Here is a 19,239-nt window from a genome sequence, read left to right on the forward strand (position 1 = left end):
CTGTCATGCATTCTCGTCGCATCGGCGCGGTCGTGCTCGCCGCTACCCTTAGTGCCGCAACTCTCCAGCCCGCTTACGCTGCCCCGGATGGCAGCAACGTCGTCCTCAACGAGGTCTACGGCGGTGGCGGTAACTCCGGCGCTACGCTCACCCACGACTTCATCGAACTGTTCAACCCCACCGACAACGACATCGATCTCACCGGCTGGTCTGTCGAGTACTTCTCCGGCTCCGGCAACTCCGGCGGCACCGCGCAGCTATCCGGCACCATCCCGGCCGGCGGCTACTTCCTCATCCAGGCCGCCCAGGGCAACGGCGGCGATACTGCCCTGCCCACCCCTGATGCCACCTCCACCCTGGCCATGTCCGGCACCCGGGGCTCGGTGCAGCTTTACGATGCCTCCTCCAACCCCGTCGACCTCGTCGGCTTCGGCAACGCAGAACTCTACGAAACCAACCCGGCACCTGCACCCAGCAACACCACCTCGGTCACCCGCACCGACGGCGTCGACACCGACGACAACTCCGCCGACTTCAGCACCGGCACCCCGTCCCCGGTGAATTCCCAAGGGGACTCGCAAGGCGAGTCCGGGGATGACGACAACGACAACAACGACGCTCCATCTGAGCCAATCGAGGGCATTACTGAGATCGTCGATATCCAGGGCACCGGCGATACTTCCCCACTCGAGGGTCGAACCGTGCGCACCACTGGCGTGGTCACCGGCGTGTGGGAGGAAGGCGGCAAGAACGGCTTCACCATCCAGCAGCCGGGCGTGACTGCCGCTGCGGGTGAGGCCTCCCCGGGCCTGTTCGTCTACCTGGGCAACCGCGACAACTACCCGGACATCGACGACACCGTCGAGGTCACCGGCGAGGTCTCCGAGTACTTCGGTTCCACCCAGGTCACTGCCAGCGCGGTGGACCAGGCGGAGCAGGATGCGGAGGTGGAGCCGGTGGACATCGTTAAGCTGCCGCAAGGTGATGAAGCCCGCGAGTCCTTTGAGCATGTCCTGGTGCTGCCGGGCACGCACACGGTGACGAACAATTACGCGCTCAATCAGTACGGCGAGGTCGGCCTGGCCGATGGTACCGAGGCGCTGCGCCAGCCTTCCGATGTCCACTCCCCGTCCACCGACCCGAACTCGGACCTGCAGAAACTGCAAGCTGAGAACGACGCCCGCCTGGTCACGCTTGACGATGGCCGCACCCGCGACTACCTCAAGACCGACCAAGAAACCCCACTGCCCTACCTGGCCCAAGATGATGCGCAGACCATCAAGCCGCTGCGTACCACCGACCAGGTCGAATTCCAGCACCCGGTGATTGTGGATTACTCCCATGAGCAGTGGCGTTTCCAGCCCACCGAGCCTGTCACCGGCAACACCGCTGGTGAAGACCTCCCGATTGCGTGGGAGAACTCCCGCGCAGCCGAAGAAGGCGCGATGGACAACGTCGACGGCGACTACTCGATTGCGGCGTTTAACGTGCTGAACTACTTCACCTCCTTGGGTGAGGAATTCGGTGGCAGCGCCTACACCGATAAGGACGGCAACCCGGTCACCGTGAACCGCGGCACCACCCGTGGCGCCTACACCGCTGCGGCACTGCGTGACCAGGAAACCAAGATTGTCGCCGCGATTAATGGTCTGGATGCCGATGTCGTGGGGCTCTCCGAAATCGAAGACGGCTTCGCTGTCACCGGTGACTTTGAAAAGCGCGACCAGGCGCTCGCCCACCTGACTGAAGCGCTGAATGCTGCGGGTGGCAACTGGGATTACGTCCGCTCCCCGGGCGAGGACGTCGTTCCAGATTCCCCGGACGTTATCCGCACGGCGTTTATCTACCAGAAGGACCGCGTCGAACCAGTTGGTGAGTCCCGCATCTTCGAAGACCGGCGCTTCACCGGCACTGCTCGCGAACCACTCGCGCAGGAATTTAAGGCGGCCGACAGCGACGATACTTTCGTGGCGGTAGCCAACCACTTCAAGTCCAAGGGTTCTGTCGCCAAGGGCGATGCCGATACCGGCGACGGCCAGGGCAACAACGCCAACGTCCGCAACGCCCAAGCACAGGCCGTGCTCGACCACCTGGGCAAGCAGGACGACTGGAAGGACAAGCCGACCTTTGTCCTCGGCGACCTGAATTCGTATACGCATGAAGACGCCATCAATGTCTTCCGCACCAACGGCTACACCGTTCCAGCTGAGACCTTTGAGGCCGATCCGTCCTACCAGTTCTCCGGCCTACTGGGATCCTTGGACCACGTCCTGGCCAACGACATCGCCAGCAACCTACTTGACGATGCCGAAGTCTGGAACATCAACGCCGACGAAGCCATCTCCTTCGAGTACTCTCGCCGCAACTACAACACCGTCGACTTCCACGACGACTCGCCATTCCGCTCCTCTGACCACGACCCGGTCAAGGTTGGCTTCAGCTTCGACCAGAATCCAGAGGATCCCGAGGAACCAGAGGAACCAGGCGACAACGGCAACGAGCCTGGCGATGACGACAAGCCCGGCGCGCCTGGCAACGGCTCCAGCGGTTCGAGCGGATCCAACCTGGGTTCCAGCACCGGTGGCGTTCTCGCGGCTATAGCGGGTGTGCTCTTCGCAGTTCCTGCGCTTGGCTTCCTGGTCGCCGGTCTGCCGCGTGTGATTCCAGCACCAGTGCTGGATGCGCTACCGAAGCCGGTGCGCGACTTTATTAACTGGCTGCGTTAGCCAGCAACACGCTGTAGTCGGCGGGGCGGGCGCCGGCTGCAGCGGCCTTTTCGGCCGCTTTAAGAAAGTCGTTTTCGACCTTGCGGTCATCGAGATTTCGTCCGGAGACGGACAAACGCACAGTGTTTCCGCGTTGGGCGGAACGCTCTGCTGCACGAATGATGTTGCGGCGCCACCACTTCGCTGCACCGAAGCCCTCACCATAAGACAGGTTGCGGGCCTGGTGCAGTTCTCCACTGGCAAGGTCGTGTACGCCACGGGTGGAAGCGGCGAGCTGGAAACCAAACTCTGGCAGCACCTCGAGCGTGCCCGGTGACATGCGCCAACGCGGCGGAGCGAAAATCGGGAATTCAAAGCCCAGCTTCGCCATCTGGCGGGTCGCACCCGCTAAGCGCAGCTTCGCCTCGTGGGCATCGAGGTTCGCGAACTCTGCACGGCGGCCTTGGACTGCTTGGTCAAAGCCATTGAGGATGAGCACTCGGCCTGCCTCCTGCTGTTCTTTGAGCCAGCTGCGCGTCGAGGAATCCTTGGCCAGATGCCAGTTGCCATCGATATGCGGAGCCACCAGCAGGGAGGCCGGGATCCCCTGCTTATCCAACTGGGTCAGCAGGTGGTTAGCCTGCTTCCGAGTGTCATCGAAAATACTGGAAATAGAAACCAGAAGTTGGCCTTGCATGAGGCAAATTATCGCACACCATGTGGGAGTTCGCGCGCCGAGTACGCGGCGCTACTCCACGTGGCCAGTGGCCTTGTTGATGGTCCACGCGGTCTCGAAGGCGTTTTGGCGCCACTTGTCGTAGCGACCAGAAACACCGCCGTGGCCGGCTGCCATTTCGGTCTTGAGCAAGAACTCGCCGCCGGTGGCCTTGTCGCGCAGTTGGGCAATCCACTTGGCCGGCTCCACATAGAGCACGCGGGTGTCGTTCAGCGAGGTCACTGCAAGGATGTCGGGGTAATCCTGGGCGGTGACGTTCTCATAAGGCGCGTAGGTCTTCATGTAGTCGTAGACCTCCGGGTCGTGGAAGGGATCGCCCCACTCTTCCCACTCGACGATGGTCAGTGGAAGTTCTGGCTTCAGAATCGAGGTCAGCGGATCCACGAAAGGCACGACAGCCTGGATACCAACGAAGCGGTCCGGAGCCATGTTCGCAATAGCGCCCATGAGCAGTCCACCTGCGGAACCGCCCTCGGCGACCATCTGCTGTGGGGTGGTCACACCGCGGTTGATGAGGTCATCGGCAACTGCAATAAAGTCAGTGAAGGTGTTCTTCTTCTGCAGCAGCTTGCCTTCGTCGTACCACTTGCGGCCCATCTCGCCGCCGCCGCGGACATGGGCGACGACGTAGATCATGCCGCGGTCGAGCATCGATAAGCGTGTGACCGAGAAGTACGGATCCATGCTGGTCTCGTAGGAACCGTAACCATAAAGCAGAGTCGGGTTGGCCTGCGTGCGGTCCAGGTCGCTGCGATGTACGACAGAAACCGGGATGCGGGTGCCGTCCTCGGCGGTGCTCCACATGCGGTAGGCAACGTAGTCATCCTTGGTGTAACCACCGGGGACTTCCTGTTCCTTGAGCAAGGTGTAAGTGCCGGTAGCGACTTCGTAGTCGAAGAGCTGGGAAGGCTGAATGTAGGAGGTGTAGCTTACGCGCAGCTTCGGTGCGTCCCACTCCGGGTTGCCGCCGATGCCGACGGTGTAGAGCTCTTCTTCGAAGTGCAGCTCGTGCAATTCGCCGAAGTCCTTCCCGACCGGGATGATGGCCGCACGGCCGATGCCCTCGCGGCGGTAAGCAACCACAATCTGGTCGCGGTAGGTATCCACTGCTTCCACGCGGGTGGTCTCCGAATGCGGAACCAGGGTAGTCAGTTCGGTCAGGGGCTGAAGGTCATCGGCAAGCGTGTAGCCGACCTCGAAATTCGGGCCCGTCGCATTGTGGGTGACCACCCAGTAGTCCTTATCGCCGACCACGGCATGGTCGACGTCATATTCCACGCCAGACTCGCGCTCCCACAGGCGCTGCAGTTCGCCTTCGGGATTGTCCTGTTCGAGCGCCCAGAACTCACTGGTGAGCTTCGAACCAACGCCCACGACCAGGTACTTGTCGCTGCGGGTGGTGCCGACACCGACGCTGAAGTGCGGGTCGTCTTCTTCGAAAATGACCACGTCATCTTCTTGGGTGGTGCCCACCTTGTGGCGCCACACCTTATCCGGGCGCCAGGCGTCATCGACGGTGGTGTAGAAAATGTAATCCTCACCAATCCAGGTCGCGCCGTAGAAAATGCCGGTCAAACGATCGCTGAGCAGTTCGCCGGTCTCCAAATCCTTGATGGAAAGCTCGAAGCGCTCATCACCGGCATAGTCCACGGAATACGCCAGCAAACGACCCGAGGGCGAGACCGAACCGGCACCCAGGGCGAAGAAGTCGTGGCCCTCGGCGAGCTCGTTGGCATCGAGAAACACCTGCTCCCCTTCCGGCTTTCCCTGCTCCGGAATGACCGGCGGGGTCCAGGGATCCTCGCCCTCGCTGACCGGGATACGGCAGGAGTAACCGTAATTCTTACCCTCCGCCGTGCGGCCGTAGTACCAGTACTTACCGCGGCGCACCGGGACGGACATATCCGTTTCCTTAATGCGTGACTTAATCTCCTGGAAGATGTTCTCGCTCAAGCCTTCCAGGTGCTTGGTCTGGGATTCGGTGTAGTCATTTTCCGCGCGCAGGTAGTCCAGCGCCTCCGGCGACTCCTTATCACGCATCCACTCGTAGTTGTCTACAAAGCTACGACCATGGAACTCACGCGTAATCGGGTGCTTCGCCGCTACCGGCGCACCAGCAGAAACATTCTTCGAATCAGTCATAGCGCACCAGTCTACGTCCGTTAAGCCTTAAGCCGCACGGACGGGTGAACGACGAAAAAGAGGGCTGCTGCCAGTTGGCAACAACCCTCTAAGAGGAAGACTTACATTAGTCGTTCTTCTTGGTGCGCTCCTCGATGGTCTCGCGCGCATCCTTCACAGCGCCTTTGACCTTGTCGAAGAAACCACCCTTGGAAGAATCATCGGACTGGGCGTCCTCGATCTTCTCACCGACGAAGTCCTTAGCGCGGTTGAACGCATCACTTACAGCGCCGCCAGCCTCAGCAGCCTTTTCCTTCAGCTGCTCCACGGTGTCGTTGGTGTCGTTGGAGTCGTCCTTGACCTCGGCGTCGTCACTGGACAGCTCCGGATCCAGGTTGATGTCATCGGTGGACTCTGGAACCTCGCCTTCAGCTTCGACCTGCAGGTCCGGCTGCTCAGGAGCTTCAGCGATGTGCTCTTCGGAAGCCTCGCCGACCATGGAGGTCTTCGGCTCGTAATCGCTTGCGGTCTCATCGGCGGTCTGTGCATCCAGATCAGCCTCGAGATCCGGCTGGGTCGGTGCGGTGCCGACGTGCTCCTCGGAAGCCTCGCCCACAACTGCGTTCTTTGGCTCGTAGTTTCCGCCGGACTCAGCGTCCAGGTCACCCTGCAGATCCGGCTGAGTCGGAGCAGCACCAACATGCTCCTCAGAAGCTTCGCCGACCACAGAGGTCTTTGGCTCGTAGTCGCTAGAGGTTTCATCTCCGGCACCGGCTTCTGCGTTTGCAGAAGCCGCGGTACCAGCTGCAGCTGCGCCTGCGGCAGCGGCAGCCGCGCTACCGGCGGCTGCCGAAGACTCAGAGGAATCCTTCGCATCAGCCTTGACGTCGGCGGAAGCTGCGTTGCCTTCGCCGTCGACGGAGGCGAGGAATGGGGTGCTATTGCGGTCGATGTCCTCGACCTCGTGGCCCAGCTTCGGGTTGTTGTTCTCAGACATGCGTTCTCCTTAAAGCAGTTTTTATTTAGACGTTTGCACTAAACGTGACTTGATCCAGTGTCCCTGAAAACTCAGCAGCGTGCATGGAATGAAGTAGAACTGTTATCTATGAGCAGCAATTGGCAGCCGGTAGAACGCGCAACGGGCATCAGCAAGCAGCAGTGGTTGGAGTTCTTCGAGCCACACAAGGACAAAGACCATAAAGAGCTCGCGCAGCTGGCGTTGGAGTATGTCGCAGAAAAAGCGCCGGAGTGTAATCAGGGCTGGTGGGCGCAGTACGCGACCATTAATTACGAAGAGATTCTGGGGCGGCGCAAGCCGGGACAGCGATCGGATGGAAAGTATGGTGCGTCGGCATCGAAGACGTTGCCGGGGGTCGCGAGGAGATCGTGGTGGCGTGGGCTGCGTGGGCAGAAGAAAATTTAGGCCTGGTCGGCACGGTGACGTCGTCGGAGAAGTGGCATTATTGGCGTGCCAAGCTGGGCGATGTCCCACTGAACGCCAACTTATCCAGCAAGGCTGCGGAGAAGACGGTGCTGGCGTTGGAGGCGCGGAAGATTGAGAGCAAAGAAGCCCCGGACGCGCTCAAAGAGCAGATCCGCGGCTATCTCAAGGAGTTTGCTAGCGCGCTGAATTAGCCGCCGAGGTAGTCGGCGAAGCGCTTGCCGGAGAGGCGCTCGTAGGCCTCGATGTAGCGCAGGCGGGTGGCCGAGACGACATCGTCAGGCAGTGCTGGCGGAGTGGTGTCGCTGGCAGCGTCCCAGCCTGAGGCCGGGGAGGTCAGCCAGTTGCGCACGTACTGCTTGTCGAAGGAAGGCTGGACCTCACCTTCGACGTAGGAATCCGCAGGCCAGTAGCGAGAAGAGTCCGGGGTAAGGACTTCGTCGGCAAGAACGAGGTTGCCGTCAGTGTCCAGGCCGAACTCGAACTTGGTATCAGCCAGGATGATGCCGCGCTCTTCGGCGATGGCGGCGGCCTTGCTGTAGATCTGCAAGGTGGCATCGCGCAGCTGCTCTGCGCGCTCTTGGCCGAGCTTGTCCGCGACGACGTCGAAGGAGACGTTCTCGTCGTGCTCGCCCTGCTCAGCCTTGGTTGCTGGGGTGAAGATTGGCTCCGGGAGACGGGATGCTTCCTGCAGGCCCTCCGGCAACTCGATGCCGCAGACGGTGCCGTTGGCCTTGTACTCCTTCAGGCCTGAACCGGTGAGGTAGCCACGAGCGACGCACTCGAAAGGCAGCATGTCGAGTTTGTGCACAACCATGGCGCGGCCAAGGACCTCGTCGGGGATGCGCTCGTCGTCAAGCGGGCCTGCCAGGTGGTTCGGGAAATCGATGGAGTCGAAGAAGAACTGCGAAGTGGCAGTTAGCACGCGGCCCTTATCCGGAATGGCCGGGTCGAGGGCATGGTCGTAGGCCGAGATTCGGTCGGAGACCACCATGAGCAAGGTGTTGTCGTCGACTTCGTAGATATCGCGCACCTTGCCGGAAGCCAAGTGCTTATAGGTAGAAAGCTCAGGTCGCATATCAGTCATCCTTTCGCGTTAAAGAATCTCACCTGGGGTGTAGTTGGCAGCCTGCGGATGCTCATCGACTAGGTTCTGGATGCGGTTGAGCACCTGGGAGACCTGGGACTCGGCAGCGCCGATGAAGGCGTGCTTGTCCGCGAGGGCATCGTTAAGCGCCTGCTCATCCAGCGGAAGGCGCTCATCGGCAGCCAAGCGCTGCACCAGGTCCTGGTCGGCGCCGTTTTCGCGCATGTTCAGCGCCACAGCAACGGCATTTTCCTTGATGACCTCGTGTGCGGTCTCACGGCCGACCCCGGCGCGCACCGCCGCCATGAGGATGCGGGTGGTGGCCAGGAAGGGCAGGTAACGCTCCAGCTCACGGTCAATCATCGCCGGGAAGGCGCCGAACTCATCGAGCACGGTGAGGAAGGTTTCGAACTGGCCATCCAGGGCGAAGAAGGCATCGGGAAGCGCAACGCGGCGCACGACGGAGCAGAAGACGTCGCCTTCGTTCCACTGCTGGCCAGCCAGGTCAGCGACCATGGTGAGGTAGCCGCGCAGGATGACCTGCAGACCCCCGACGCGCTCACAGGAACGGGCATTCATCTTGTGCGGCATTGCGGAGGAACCGACTTGGCCTTCCTTGAAGCCCTCGGTGACGGTCTCGTTGCCGGCCATAAGGCGGATGGTGGTGGCCAGGGAGGATGGCGCGGCACCCAGCTGGACCAGCGCGGATACGGCGTCGAAGTCCAGGGAACGCGGGTAGACCTGGCCGACGGAGTTGAAGATGCGGTGGAAGCCGAGGTGATCCGCAATGGCAGTCTCCAGGGAGGCCAGCTTGTCCTGGCTGCCGCCCATCAGATCCAGCATGTCCTGGGAGGTACCCATCGGGCCCTTGATGCCGCGCAGCGGGTAGCGGCCCAGCAGCTCCTCGACGCGCTCGATACCGAGCAGCATTTCATCGCCTGCGCTGGCAAAACGCTTACCCAGGGTCGTGGCCTGCGCGGCGACGTTGTGCGAGCGTCCAGCCATGACCAGGGTCTGGTATTCCGCAGCATGCTTGCCGATGCGCGCCAGCACCGCAATCGCCTTATCGCGGATGAGCTGCAGCGAGGAACGAATCTGCAGCTGCTCGACATTCTCGGTCAGGTCACGGCTGGTCATTCCCTTGTGGATGTGCTCGTATCCAGCCAGGGCGTTGAACTCCTCGATGCGTGCCTTCACATCATGGCGGGTCACTCGCTCACGGTCAGCGATGGATTCCAGGTCAACCTGGTCGACGACCGCCTCGTAGGCGTCGATGGCCTCAGCGGGAATGTCCACGCCGAGGTTCTTCTGGGCGCGCATGACTGCGATCCACAGCTGACGCTCGAGGATGATTTTGTGCTCCGGGCTCCAGATTTCGGTGAGCTCTGCGGAAGCATAGCGGGAGGAAAGGACGTTGGAAATTTTCTTCTGTTCAGCCACGACAAGTATTATTCCACGCCTTTCGCCCCGCCGGGGGCGAAGGGGAGCCCTAGATGGAGATCTCACCATCCTGCGCACGCTTGCCAATGTCCCGACGGTAGAAACCGCCCTCCAACTTCAGCCCTTCCAGCACGTCATAGGCCTTCTCGCGGGCCTCGGCCAGTGTGGAGCCTGCGCCGAGGACGTTGAGCACGCGACCGCCGTTGGCAACGACGTTGTTGTCCTCATCCAGCTTGGTACCTGCGTGCAGGACGCGCTGCGGGTCGTCGAGGCCTTCGCCTTCGATGACTCCACCCTTGCGCGGGGAAGCCGGGTAGCCTTCGGCGGCCAGGACGACGGTGACGGCGTAGCCATCCTTCCACTTGAGTGGTTCGAGCTCTGCAAGCTTGCCGGTGGCGGTGGCGTTGAGTGCTTCTGCCAGCGGGGATTCCAGCAGCGACAGCACTGCCTGGGTTTCCGGGTCACCGAAACGGCAGTTGAACTCGACAACAGCTGGGCCTTCTGGGCCCCAGGCCAGACCCGCGTAGAGCAAACCGTTGTACGGAGTGCCGCGCTTGACCATTTCCTTGGCTACTGGCTCGCAGACTTCCTTGACGATGCGCTCGACACCATCTTCTGGCAACCATGGCAGCGGGGTGTATGCACCCATGCCTCCGGTGTTCGGGCCTTCGTCGTTGTCGTAGGCACGCTTGTGGTCTTGGGCCGGCAGCAGCGGCACGACGGTTTCACCATCGACCAGGCAGAACAGCGATACTTCCGGGCCTTCCAGGAAGGATTCCAGCAGCACCGGGTTACCAGCAGAATGCACTGCGTGAATGTGGTCGAGGGCGACGCTGCGGTCCTCGGTCACCACAACACCCTTGCCGCCGGCCAGGCCGTCATCCTTGACGACGTAGTGCGGACCAAAGCGGTCCAGCGCTGCTGCGATCTCATCGTCGCTGGCATCCGGGCTGACCTGCTCGGCGCGCGCGGTGGCGACATCGGCAGCTGCCATAACATCCTTAGCAAAGGCCTTGGAGCCTTCAATCTGGGCGGCTTCCTTGCTCGGGCCAAACACGGCAATGCCCTGCTCGCGCAGCACGTCAGCCACGCCTGCGACCAGTGGCACCTCCGGGCCTACGACGACGAGCTCTGCCTCAATCTTCTGGGCCAGCTCCAGCATGCGTGCCGGGTCGTCGACCTGCGAGTACTCCGAGTGGTTGGTGGCCAACTCCGCAAACGCTGGGGCACCCGGTGCGGCGTGCAGCTCCGTCGTCAAAGAATCGGCGTGAAGTCCTTTCAGCAGGGCGTGTTCACGGCCGCCCGAACCGATAACAAGAATGCGCATGCCCATCATCTTAACGGGCGGTAACCTTGGCTTCATGGCTTCTGTATTTACCAAGATCATCGAAGGCGATTTGCCGGGCCGCTTCGTCTACCGCGACGACGTATGCGTGGCCTTTTTGTCCATTGAACCCCTGCGCTACGGCCACACCCTGGTCCTGCCAATCAAGGAGGTCGACCGCTGGACCGACCTCGACACTGAGACCTGGGCACACCTTAATGAGGTGGCGCAGAAAGTCGGCAACGCCGTCAAGGACGGCTGGTCCTCCTCACGCGCGGCCTACATCATCGCCGGCTTCGACGTACCGCACACCCACATCCACATCTTCCCCACCGACAAGATGGAAGAGTACGACTTCAGCAAGGCACTAGATGCCGATGCCACCGACCCCAACGCCATGGACGAAGCAGCAACCCGCATTCGCCAGCACTTGGGCACCAACGCCGAGGGGTATCCGGAAAACTAAGTTTCCGGATACGTAGGAATGCTTCGGGGTACGTAGAAATCAGTCCGACGCTGGTAAGCGGATGGTGAACTTCGCGCCCTCGTCGGGTGCGGAGGTCACCGAGATGCTGCCGCCATGTTGTTCGACGAGCGATTTCACGATTGCTAGGCCCAGACCGGAGCCGCCCGTGTCACGGGTGCGTGAGGTATCAGCGCGGTAGAAGCGCTCGAAGATGTGGCTGGCATCTTCTGGGGTCATGCCCTTGCCGTCGTCGATGACGTTGATGAGCACGTCGTCGTCCTCGCGGCGCAGCTCCACTTGGACCTTGGCCTCCTCACCGCCGTGCTTGATGCCGTTGGCAATCAAGTTGAGCAGTACTTGATGCAGGCGATCGGGGTCGCCGTTGACCAGGGGGATGGACTGGGTCTTGTTGATGACCTGAATGTCACGATCGGGGAAGGCAGCGCGTGCCGAAGAACCGGCCGAGAGTGCCAGTTCCAGCAAGTCCACCGTGCGCAGATCCAGGCGCGAGCCTTCCGCGCGGGTCAGGGCCAGCAGGTCCTCGACCAGCAAGGACATGCGGGTGGCCTCGCCGTCGATTTTGCTGAAGACGCGGTCGACATCGTTAGTTGCACCGGAGCGATACAACTCGGTGTAGCCGCGCAGGCTGGTCAGCGGGGTGCGCAGCTCATGGGAAGCATCGCCGACGAAGCGGCGCATCTGCTCCTCTTTTTCTTGTGCTTCCAGCACGGAATTCTGCAAGCGCGCCAGCATGATGTTCAGCGCGGCAGACAGCTGACCGACCTCAGTGTGCAGCGGCCACTCGGGCACGCGGCGATCCAGGTCGCCGGCGGCAATCTGGGAGGCAGTCTTTTCCACCACGCGCAGCGGGCGCAGTGCTCTCCGCACGACCCAATAACCCACACCAGCGATGATAAGTAGGACGAGGGCGACAATCATGACCTGTACAATGGCCAGGCCACGCAGGATTTCCTGCTCACCGGAGAGGTTCTTCGCCACCACGATGATGGCACCATTGCGCTCCACGGCCATGGCACGCCACTGCTGATTGGAGCTGTCTTCTTCGACAGAGCCAATGGTGTCCGGCGGGCCATTAATGACCAGATCGCGGGCATCGAGAGTCATGGCCGCGGAACCGAAGTAGCGAATGGAGCCGTCTTGGTAGCTGAGCACCGCGAAGTCAGAAGGCGGGCGGCGCGACATGTCGACGCTGTAGCTATCAGCGCTCATGTTTACTGCCCAGCCGTTGGTAGCCTCGACGAGTTCTTGGTCCACGTTGCTAAACAGCACGTTGCGCATGATGGACGAGACGGCCAGCGAGCTAAAGGCCAAGCCCAGCGCAGAAACCACTACCACCGCCAGGACCAGCCAGGTACGCAGCGGCAACGCTTTGGGTCGCTGCATCCTAGGCTTTTTGGCCGAGGTCGGCTGAGCGGTATCGGACGAGGTCATATAAGGACTACCCTAGCGTCTTAGGAGCGCGGCTTACGCAGCACGTAGCCCACACCGCGGACGGTGTGAATCAGCGGAGTATCGCCGGTATCAACCTTGCGGCGCAGGTAAGAAATGTAGGACTCAACCACATTGCCGTCGCCGCCGAAGTCGTAGTGCCAGACGTTGTCCAGAATCTTGGCCTTGGACAGCACGACTTCCTTGTTCTGCATCAGGTAGCGCAACAGGTTGAACTCAGTCGGAGAAAGCTCAATGATTTCGCCGGCCTTGGTGACCTCGTGGGTGTCGTCGTTAAGCGTGAGGTCTGCATAGGTGATGGTGGCATCGCCAGCTTCGTCTTCTGCCACCTGGCCGCGGCGCAGGATAACGCGCAGGCGGGTGATGACCTCTTCCAGGCTAAACGGCTTGGTGACGTAATCGTCCGCGCCAATGGTCAGGCCGTGAATGCGCTGGTCGACGCTGTCCTTAGCAGTCAGGTACAGCACCGGACCTTCCAGGCCTTCGTTGCGCAGCTTGCCCAATAGCTCAAAGCCATCCATGCCCGGCATCATCACGTCCAGGATGTAAGCGTCCGGGTTAATCTCACGCGCGATGCGCAGGGCTTCATTACCCGAGTTCGCGCTGTGTACGTCGAATCCCTGGAACTTCAGGGACACGGTCAAAAGCTCGACAATGTTTGGCTCGTCATCAACGACGAGCACCTTTACGTCTTTGTTGTCCTCCATGTTTAGCTCCTTTTCTAGCTAATTCAGGCCGCTGGCAAACCCCCGCGATCTCTACTGAAAGCACATTCTTACACTCATGCCATCGGTTGCACTTAAGAGACTCTGTGTACTGTCTGTGAGACTAAATTCTACCGCGCAAGTTTTGAAACTATAACGAACGTTCGTTAAAGTAACGGCTCATGAACAAGCGCCTTAATAGGGCACTCCGGGACTACACCCGCGAGTCCACTCCCGTGCAGCGATGGACCTTCTTCGCGTTCATTTCGCTTGGCCTGCTGATGATCGGCCTGGACAACTCGATCCTCTACACCGCCCTGCCACAACTGAGTGAGCAGCTCGGCGCAACGGAGACACAGCAGCTGTGGATCATCAATGCCTACGCGCTGGTCATCTCCGGTTTGTTGCTGGGCACCGGCACCCTCGGTGACCGCGTGGGCCACCGCCGCATGTTCCTCATCGGTCTGGTCATTTTCGGCATTGCGTCGCTGACCGCCGCTTTCGCCCCGAATGCCTGGGCACTGGTTGCTGCCCGCGCCTTCCTGGGCTTTGGTGCCGCGGTCATGATGCCCGCTACCCTGGCGCTGATTCGCCACACCTTCGCCGATGAGGTTGAGCGCAACACCGCCATCGGCATTTGGGGTTCTGCCGCGGTCACCGGCGCTGCCGCGGGCCCGACCGTCGGCGGCTTCCTCCTAGAGCACTTCTGGTGGGGCTCGGTCTTCCTCATCAACGTGCCGATCACCATCGTCGCGTTCCTCTTCACCCTGTGGCTCGGCCCGCCGAACCAACCCAACCCGGACAAGCACTGGGACTTCCCTTCCGCGTTCTACGCACTGGTCACGCTCACCTCGCTAGTGCTGGCTATCAAGACTGCCGCTAGCACCAATCCGAACTGGGCGGGCGTCGCCGTCGCCGCGTTGGTCTGCATTGTCTTCGGCACGATCTTCGCCCGTCGTCAGCACAAGCTCGACGACCCACTGCTGCTTTTCGATATCTTCCGCTCCCGCATATTCACCGGCGGCGTCCTTGCTGCCGGTGGCGCGATGTTTGCACTGGCTGGCCTGGAAATGACCACCACGCAGAAACTCCAGCTCGTCGACCTCTTCAGCCCATTGGAGGCGGGTCTGATCATCTCGGGTATGGCTGTGGCTGCCATTCCCTCATCAGCTGCCGGCGGCGCCCTCCTGCACCGCGTCGGTTTCTTACCACTGATTAGCGGCGGCTTTGTCGTCCTCGCCTGTGCCATGGGCACTGCTTGGTGGGCTGGTCGCCATGACATCTTCTGGCTCTTCGCCGTGGCCATGATCATCGGTGGCCTGGGCACAGGCTTTGCGATGTCCGTCTGCTCCACCGCCATCATCGGCGGTGCACCACTCAACCGCACCGGCATGGCCGCTGGCGTCGAGGAGGTCTCTTACGAGTTCGGTACGCTCATCTCTATTGCACTGACCGGTTCGATGTTGCCACTGCTCATGGAGCTGAACCTGCCTGCTGAGCACGCCGCGCTAGATGTTTCCGCGCTCTACGACCCGGCCACGCAACCCCTGGCGGCGCCTGCATTTAACGATGCCTACCTCAGCATCGTCGCTTTCCTCGCCGTCTTTGTCCTTATCCTCGCCGCGGTCACCGCCTGGTGCTTCCGCGATAACCCCAAGTCAGGTGGCGCCCATGCCGCGCACTAGTAAGAAAGACCTCGCCCTCGCTGCTGCTTTAGACATCCTTGGTGAAACCCTCAGCATCAGCGACATCACCTACGACAGTCTGTCGAAGGCCACCGGAATCACCAAGTCCGGTCTCATCTACCACTTCCCGGACCGACACAGCATGCTCGTGGAACTCCACCACTACTGTGCTGGCCGGTGGGAAAAAGAACTCGAGTCTTTAGCTGGCGATAGCGCTGACAACCTCACCCCGGAGCAGCGCTACCGCGCCAGCATGCGCTCCATGGCCAAGAACGATCCTCTGGTCGAGTTGCTCATGAGCATCCACGCCGAAACCCACCCCGATTACTTCGCCGCCTGGCATGGTGTGACCACCCGCTGGCTTCCCGATCCTTCCGACGACAACATCGACCCCGACCTACTCCTGCGCAGCCTCATCGCCCAGGGCCTCTGGGTCCACGACCACCTCAACGAGCGGAAACTCTCCCCCGCCAACCGCGAGCGCATCACAGCCAAGCTCCTCGGCGAAGAAGAAAACTAGCCCCCGCGAGGCTAAACAAGCTTGTCTATCCTGGGTGTCAACGATGGGAGCGAAACCATGACCTCGAATACGAACTCTACGCTCATTGCACCAACTCACCCCGGCGAAGTCCTACTTAAAGACTTCATCGAGGGTTTTGGAATCACCCAAGACAAGCTTGCAACTTCTATAAAAGTCCCGGCGCGCCGGATTAACGAGATTGTCCACGGCAAGCGCAGCATCACCGCCGATACTGCACTTCGCCTTGCGCGTTACTTCGGAACCACCGAGAACTATTGGATGAGCCTTCAATCCGACTATGAACTTCGCATCGGCCGTTCCAAACTCGAAGAACAACTACAGGACATCGTCCCGATTAGCGCTGCCTAGCCCTTCCGCCCTGCCCGATGTCTAAGTCGTGTCCAAGTTCAACACGTTTTGGCCCAAAACCTGCGGCAGCAGCCAGGAACGCGGAGCAAAAGGACACCGCCAGGGAAGCCTCCACCCGATAGAGTCGGTAGCAAGATTCAATTCTCCCCGCATGACGACTAAATGATCACTACACAAAGCAGCTGCCGCTATGTCTACCTCGAAAGTATTTCTTCGCCCAGAACACGGACACCCGAGTTCCTTGTGGCCATCGGCGGACTTGGTAGTTGAAGAGACCGACAAGCCATTTTATATGCCTGTCGACCTGGGGATCAGCTCGAAGCTGGGACGCGAAATACTCAAGTGGACAGAAGAGTTCCAAGTGGGGTTCGTTGACTACGTCGACGGTTTCGATGGCCGACCCGTATGGGCTTCAGGCTTCGGCAGGTACCGCTGGTACGAGACAGGATGGGACATCATCCACAGGCTAAGGAAGGAGCTTCCCCATGCAATGGTCGTCCCCCAGTTTTCGCAGTACGTGTTCTCCGTCAACGAAAGAAGAGAGAATTTTGGCAAGCAGCCGTTGTGCCTGCCTGGGGAGAATCTGCCCGGTCATATAGACATCAGAGAGCTCAACTGGACGCATCGCGAGCGATAGGGCGTTTAATTTTTGTTGATTTTCGCTGACTTTGGGGATATACATAAGCAAAACCCAGATAGAATATTTCTTCTACCTGGGGTTATTGAGCTGGAGACGAGACTTGAACTCGCAACCTACGCATTACAAGTGCGTTGCGCTACCGATTGCGCCACTCCAGCACCGCGCGGCCTATCGGCTGCGCTCTATGGGATGTTACCGGAAGTGGTGATAGGTCACTAAAGGCGGGGCTGAACAGGATGGACCGAGAGTGCATCTGCGGGGGCGAGATACTAAAGTCTGGTCTATCTGAGAAGTCCCTATCTGCACAGTCCCCGAGGTAGTTTTTACGTGTCCATTTTCTCGAAATTGAATCCCCAATTGTGGGGCTCTTCTGAGCACATCGCGACGATCGATGCTGCTAAAGCCGCACCGCCGCCGTCCCCACTGGCACCGGTTGACCTGACCGACCCGGCACAGGTGACCGGCGTGATGGAAATTGCTGCGCGCGTAGGTGAAATCCTCATTGCGGCAGGCACGGCGAATAGTGACGCCCGCGCGCAGATTCACATGGCGGCGTCTTCTTATGGTCTGCACTACTGCCATGTGGACATCGTGATGAATACGATCACGATTCACACCACCATCGGCACCGGTGAAGATCGTAAGAACCTGCACGTGTTCCGTGTGGCGCCGAATATTTCGGTGGACTTCTCCCGTTTGTCGGCAGTGGACCGTCTGATTCGTGACATCCACACGGGTTTGACGCCGCCGGCGGTGGCGGAAAAGCGCCTCGATGACATCGATAAGATGCCCCCGCCGTACAGCACGCCGAAGGTGATTTTGGCCTGGGGTGTCATGGGTGGCATTTTATCCATCATGCTGGGCGGCGATCTGCTGGTCGGCGCAGTATCCTTCCTGGTTTCCTGCCTGATTATGGGCGTAAACACCAAGCTGGGGCAGTACCGCGTGCCGCCTTTTTATCAGAACGCAGTGGGTGGCTTTATTGCCGTTGTGCCGGCTGCAATCTTGTACACGATTGCAGCTAGCTTCGGCATTAATTTCTCACCGGGACAGATTATTGGTTCCTGCATTATCGTCCTGGTTGCCGGTCTGACCCTGGTGCAGTGTCTGGTCGATGGCATCACGCGCGCGCCAGTGACCTCAGCCGCGCGCTTCTTTGAGGCATTGCTCTCGACGGGCGCGATTATCGCCGGCGTTGGTGTCGGCATTTCCTTCTCGGACATGATTGGCGTGTCCCTGCCGCCGCTGGCCACGCTGGCGCCGCCGGTCTACCACCAGATTCCGCTGCTGATTCTGTGCGGCAGCATTGGTTCCGGCGCTTTCGCGATGGCCTCGGGTGCATCGCGTCTGGAGTACATCATCTCCGGCCTGACTGCTGGTGCCGGTATGTTCTTCTACTACTTCGTCATCGTGCCTTTCGGCGTGGGCGATGTGATTGCTTCCGGCCTGTCGGCGATCGTCGTTGGCCTGGCCGGTGGTCTGCTGTCTCGTCGTTATGGCATGCCGCCACTGATTACGATGCTGGTGGGCTACACCCCGATGCTGCCGGGCCTCACGCTCTACCGCGGCATGTACGCCACGCTGAATGAGCAGATGATTACCGGTTTCACCAACCTGGCCAAGGCGCTGGCTATCTCGGGTGCGCTGGCAGCAGGCGTTGTCCTGGGTGAACGCGTGGCACGTCGTCTGCGCCGCCCGCGCTACTTCCGCCCCTACCGTGCCTTCAAGCGCATCGGCCGCTACTCCTTCCACCAGGCCACGCGCCTGGCACAAAAGGCCCCGCGCATCCCGCGCGTGCCGATGTCACCGTTCGCGCCCCGCAACGAATTCCCTGCCCCGCCACCGCAGCAAGGACCGCAGCCGCCAACCCCGGCGCAGCAGGCCCGCTACCTCCAGGACGAGGCGGTTACCGGCCAACAGGAGGCGGTGCACGAGGACTGGCAAGACGCCACGGACATGTGGCCTGCGACATCGCAATGGCCAGCCCAACCCCCAGCGCAGGGTGAGAGGCCGAAGTATACGGTGCCGGGGGCATCGTCAAGCAAGGGCTCTGAAGAGCCTGGTAATAGCTAGCATTCATGCGCGATGCCCGGTAATATAGGGTGGTCGTTCGCAAAGGCAACCGGCCTAAGTTAATAGTTCAGGAGGACTTCGTGCCACCGAAGATCACGGATACCCAGCCCCAAGCTGACCAGACTCACGCAGTCGAGGAAGAGACCGCTCGTTCCGCGCGGCGCATCGTCGCCACCTACGCGGAGGATTTTCTCGATGGTGTGACGCTGATGTCCATGCTGGGCGTGGAGCCGGATGGACTGGTGCACAAGAAGGTGCTGGCTGAGCAAGGCGAGCCAGAGCCGAAGAAGTCCACCAAGAAGGCATCGAAGAAATCCACTAAGAAGGCCTCCAAGAAGTCCACCAAGAAGAGCACGAAGAAAGCTTCCAAGAAGGCCACCAAAAAGGCTTCGAAGAAGTCGACCAAGAAGGCCACGAAGAAGGCCTCCAAGAAAACGACTAAGAAGGCTTAGGACACC

Annotated in this window: 18 protein-coding genes and 1 tRNA gene; 10 read left to right on the forward strand and 9 right to left on the reverse strand. The window is 60.6% G+C overall.

From position 1 onward, the window contains the following. The first annotated feature begins 5 nt into the window (after positions 1–5). Entirely contained in the window at positions 6–2,726 is a 2,721-nt protein-coding gene (locus UL81_RS09585) for an ExeM/NucH family extracellular endonuclease (RefSeq protein ID WP_046453534.1), read from the forward strand. Here UL81_RS09585 and UL81_RS09590 read toward each other — a convergent pair. The 3 genes from UL81_RS09590 to UL81_RS09600 all read right to left on the reverse strand — a co-directional run bounded on the left by UL81_RS09590 (position 2,710) and on the right by UL81_RS09600 (position 6,559). Next, entirely contained in the window at positions 2,710–3,402 is a 693-nt protein-coding gene (locus tag UL81_RS09590; protein ID WP_035104496.1) for a DUF2334 domain-containing protein, read from the reverse strand. The two genes, UL81_RS09585 and UL81_RS09590, sit on opposite strands and share 17 nt — an antisense overlap. 51 nt (positions 3,403–3,453) lie before the next feature. Beyond that, entirely contained in the window at positions 3,454–5,583 is a 2,130-nt protein-coding gene (locus UL81_RS09595) for a S9 family peptidase (protein ID WP_035104493.1), read from the reverse strand. Positions 5,584–5,689: 106 nt separating this feature from the next. Continuing rightward, positions 5,690–6,559, reverse strand: coding sequence for a hypothetical protein (locus UL81_RS09600; protein WP_046453535.1), 870 nt, complete (start codon positions 6,557–6,559; stop codon positions 5,690–5,692). Positions 6,560–6,667: 108 nt separating this feature from the next. Here UL81_RS09600 and UL81_RS09605 point away from each other — a divergent pair, with 108 nt between their 5' ends. Together UL81_RS09605 and UL81_RS09610 are read left to right on the forward strand one after the other, a co-directional pair. Continuing rightward, positions 6,668–6,985 carry a hypothetical protein gene (locus UL81_RS09605; protein WP_035104487.1) on the forward strand — a complete coding sequence of 106 codons (318 nt, stop codon included), beginning with the start codon at positions 6,668–6,670 and terminating at the stop codon, positions 6,983–6,985. After that, entirely contained in the window at positions 6,952–7,197 is a 246-nt protein-coding gene (locus UL81_RS09610; RefSeq protein WP_035104484.1) for a hypothetical protein, read from the forward strand. Before UL81_RS09605 ends, UL81_RS09610 begins: the two co-directional genes overlap by 34 nt. Here the strand turns inward: UL81_RS09610 and UL81_RS09615 are convergent. Genes UL81_RS09615 through purD form a run of 3 tightly spaced genes read right to left on the reverse strand, consistent with a single transcriptional unit; the run spans position 7,194 to position 10,857 of the window. Beyond that, a complete protein-coding gene (locus tag UL81_RS09615) occupies positions 7,194–8,081 on the reverse strand; it encodes a phosphoribosylaminoimidazolesuccinocarboxamide synthase (RefSeq protein ID WP_035104482.1) in 888 nt (295 codons plus the stop codon). The genes UL81_RS09610 and UL81_RS09615 overlap by 4 nt on opposite strands. Before the next feature lie 18 nt (positions 8,082–8,099). After that, positions 8,100–9,530 carry an adenylosuccinate lyase gene (gene purB, locus UL81_RS09620; protein ID WP_035104479.1) on the reverse strand — a complete coding sequence of 477 codons (1,431 nt, stop codon included), beginning with the start codon at positions 9,528–9,530 and terminating at the stop codon, positions 8,100–8,102. A 49-nt stretch (positions 9,531–9,579) separates the two neighbouring features. Continuing rightward, positions 9,580–10,857 (reverse strand): phosphoribosylamine--glycine ligase, encoded by a 1,278-nt coding sequence (purD, locus tag UL81_RS09625; protein WP_046453536.1) that lies wholly within the window; start codon positions 10,855–10,857, stop codon positions 9,580–9,582. A 34-nt stretch (positions 10,858–10,891) separates the two neighbouring features. On the opposite strand from purD, the gene UL81_RS09630 reads away from it, so the two are divergent. Beyond that, positions 10,892–11,320, forward strand: coding sequence for an HIT family protein (locus tag UL81_RS09630; RefSeq protein WP_035105438.1), 429 nt, complete (start codon positions 10,892–10,894; stop codon positions 11,318–11,320). A gap of 39 nt (positions 11,321–11,359) precedes the next feature. Here the strand turns inward: UL81_RS09630 and UL81_RS09635 are convergent, their stop codons facing one another. Next, positions 11,360–12,772, reverse strand: a complete 1,413-nt coding sequence (locus UL81_RS09635) for a sensor histidine kinase (RefSeq protein WP_035104476.1) — start codon at positions 12,770–12,772, stop codon at positions 11,360–11,362. Between the two features lie 20 nt (positions 12,773–12,792). Then, positions 12,793–13,497: a response regulator transcription factor gene (locus UL81_RS09640; protein ID WP_035104473.1), complete on the reverse strand. Its 705-nt coding sequence runs from the start codon at positions 13,495–13,497 to the stop codon at positions 12,793–12,795. Between the two features lie 179 nt (positions 13,498–13,676). On the opposite strand from UL81_RS09640, the gene UL81_RS09645 reads away from it, so the two are divergent. The 4 genes from UL81_RS09645 (at position 13,677) to UL81_RS09660 (ending at position 16,705) form a co-directional block, all read left to right on the forward strand. Further along, positions 13,677–15,179, forward strand: coding sequence for an MFS transporter (locus UL81_RS09645; protein WP_035104470.1), 1,503 nt, complete (start codon positions 13,677–13,679; stop codon positions 15,177–15,179). Next, complete coding sequence (locus UL81_RS09650; protein ID WP_035104468.1) at positions 15,166–15,699, forward strand: hypothetical protein; 534 nt, start codon at positions 15,166–15,168, stop codon at positions 15,697–15,699. The genes UL81_RS09645 and UL81_RS09650 overlap by 14 nt, the downstream gene beginning before the upstream one ends. A gap of 57 nt (positions 15,700–15,756) precedes the next feature. Next, positions 15,757–16,068, forward strand: coding sequence for a HigA family addiction module antitoxin (locus UL81_RS09655; RefSeq protein ID WP_035104466.1), 312 nt, complete (start codon positions 15,757–15,759; stop codon positions 16,066–16,068). Positions 16,069–16,258: 190 nt separating this feature from the next. After that, positions 16,259–16,705, forward strand: a complete 447-nt coding sequence (locus UL81_RS09660; protein ID WP_052097677.1) for a hypothetical protein — start codon at positions 16,259–16,261, stop codon at positions 16,703–16,705. 88 nt (positions 16,706–16,793) lie between these two features. Here the strand turns inward: UL81_RS09660 and UL81_RS09665 are convergent. After that, positions 16,794–16,866 (reverse strand) — tRNA-Thr (locus UL81_RS09665). A 169-nt stretch (positions 16,867–17,035) separates the two neighbouring features. On the opposite strand from UL81_RS09665, the gene thrE reads away from it, so the two are divergent. Together thrE and UL81_RS09675 are read left to right on the forward strand one after the other, a co-directional pair. Continuing rightward, the gene (gene thrE, locus UL81_RS09670; protein WP_035104464.1) at positions 17,036–18,781 is read left to right on the forward strand and encodes a threonine/serine exporter ThrE; all 1,746 of its coding nucleotides are present in this window, start codon (positions 17,036–17,038) and stop codon (positions 18,779–18,781) included. Positions 18,782–18,861: 80 nt separating this feature from the next. After that, complete coding sequence (locus tag UL81_RS09675) at positions 18,862–19,233, forward strand: hypothetical protein (protein ID WP_035104462.1); 372 nt, start codon at positions 18,862–18,864, stop codon at positions 19,231–19,233. The last annotated feature ends 6 nt before the right edge of the window (positions 19,234–19,239 follow it).

This window comes from Corynebacterium camporealensis (genome assembly GCF_000980815.1).
Lineage (GTDB): Bacteria > Actinomycetota > Actinomycetes > Mycobacteriales > Mycobacteriaceae > Corynebacterium > Corynebacterium camporealense.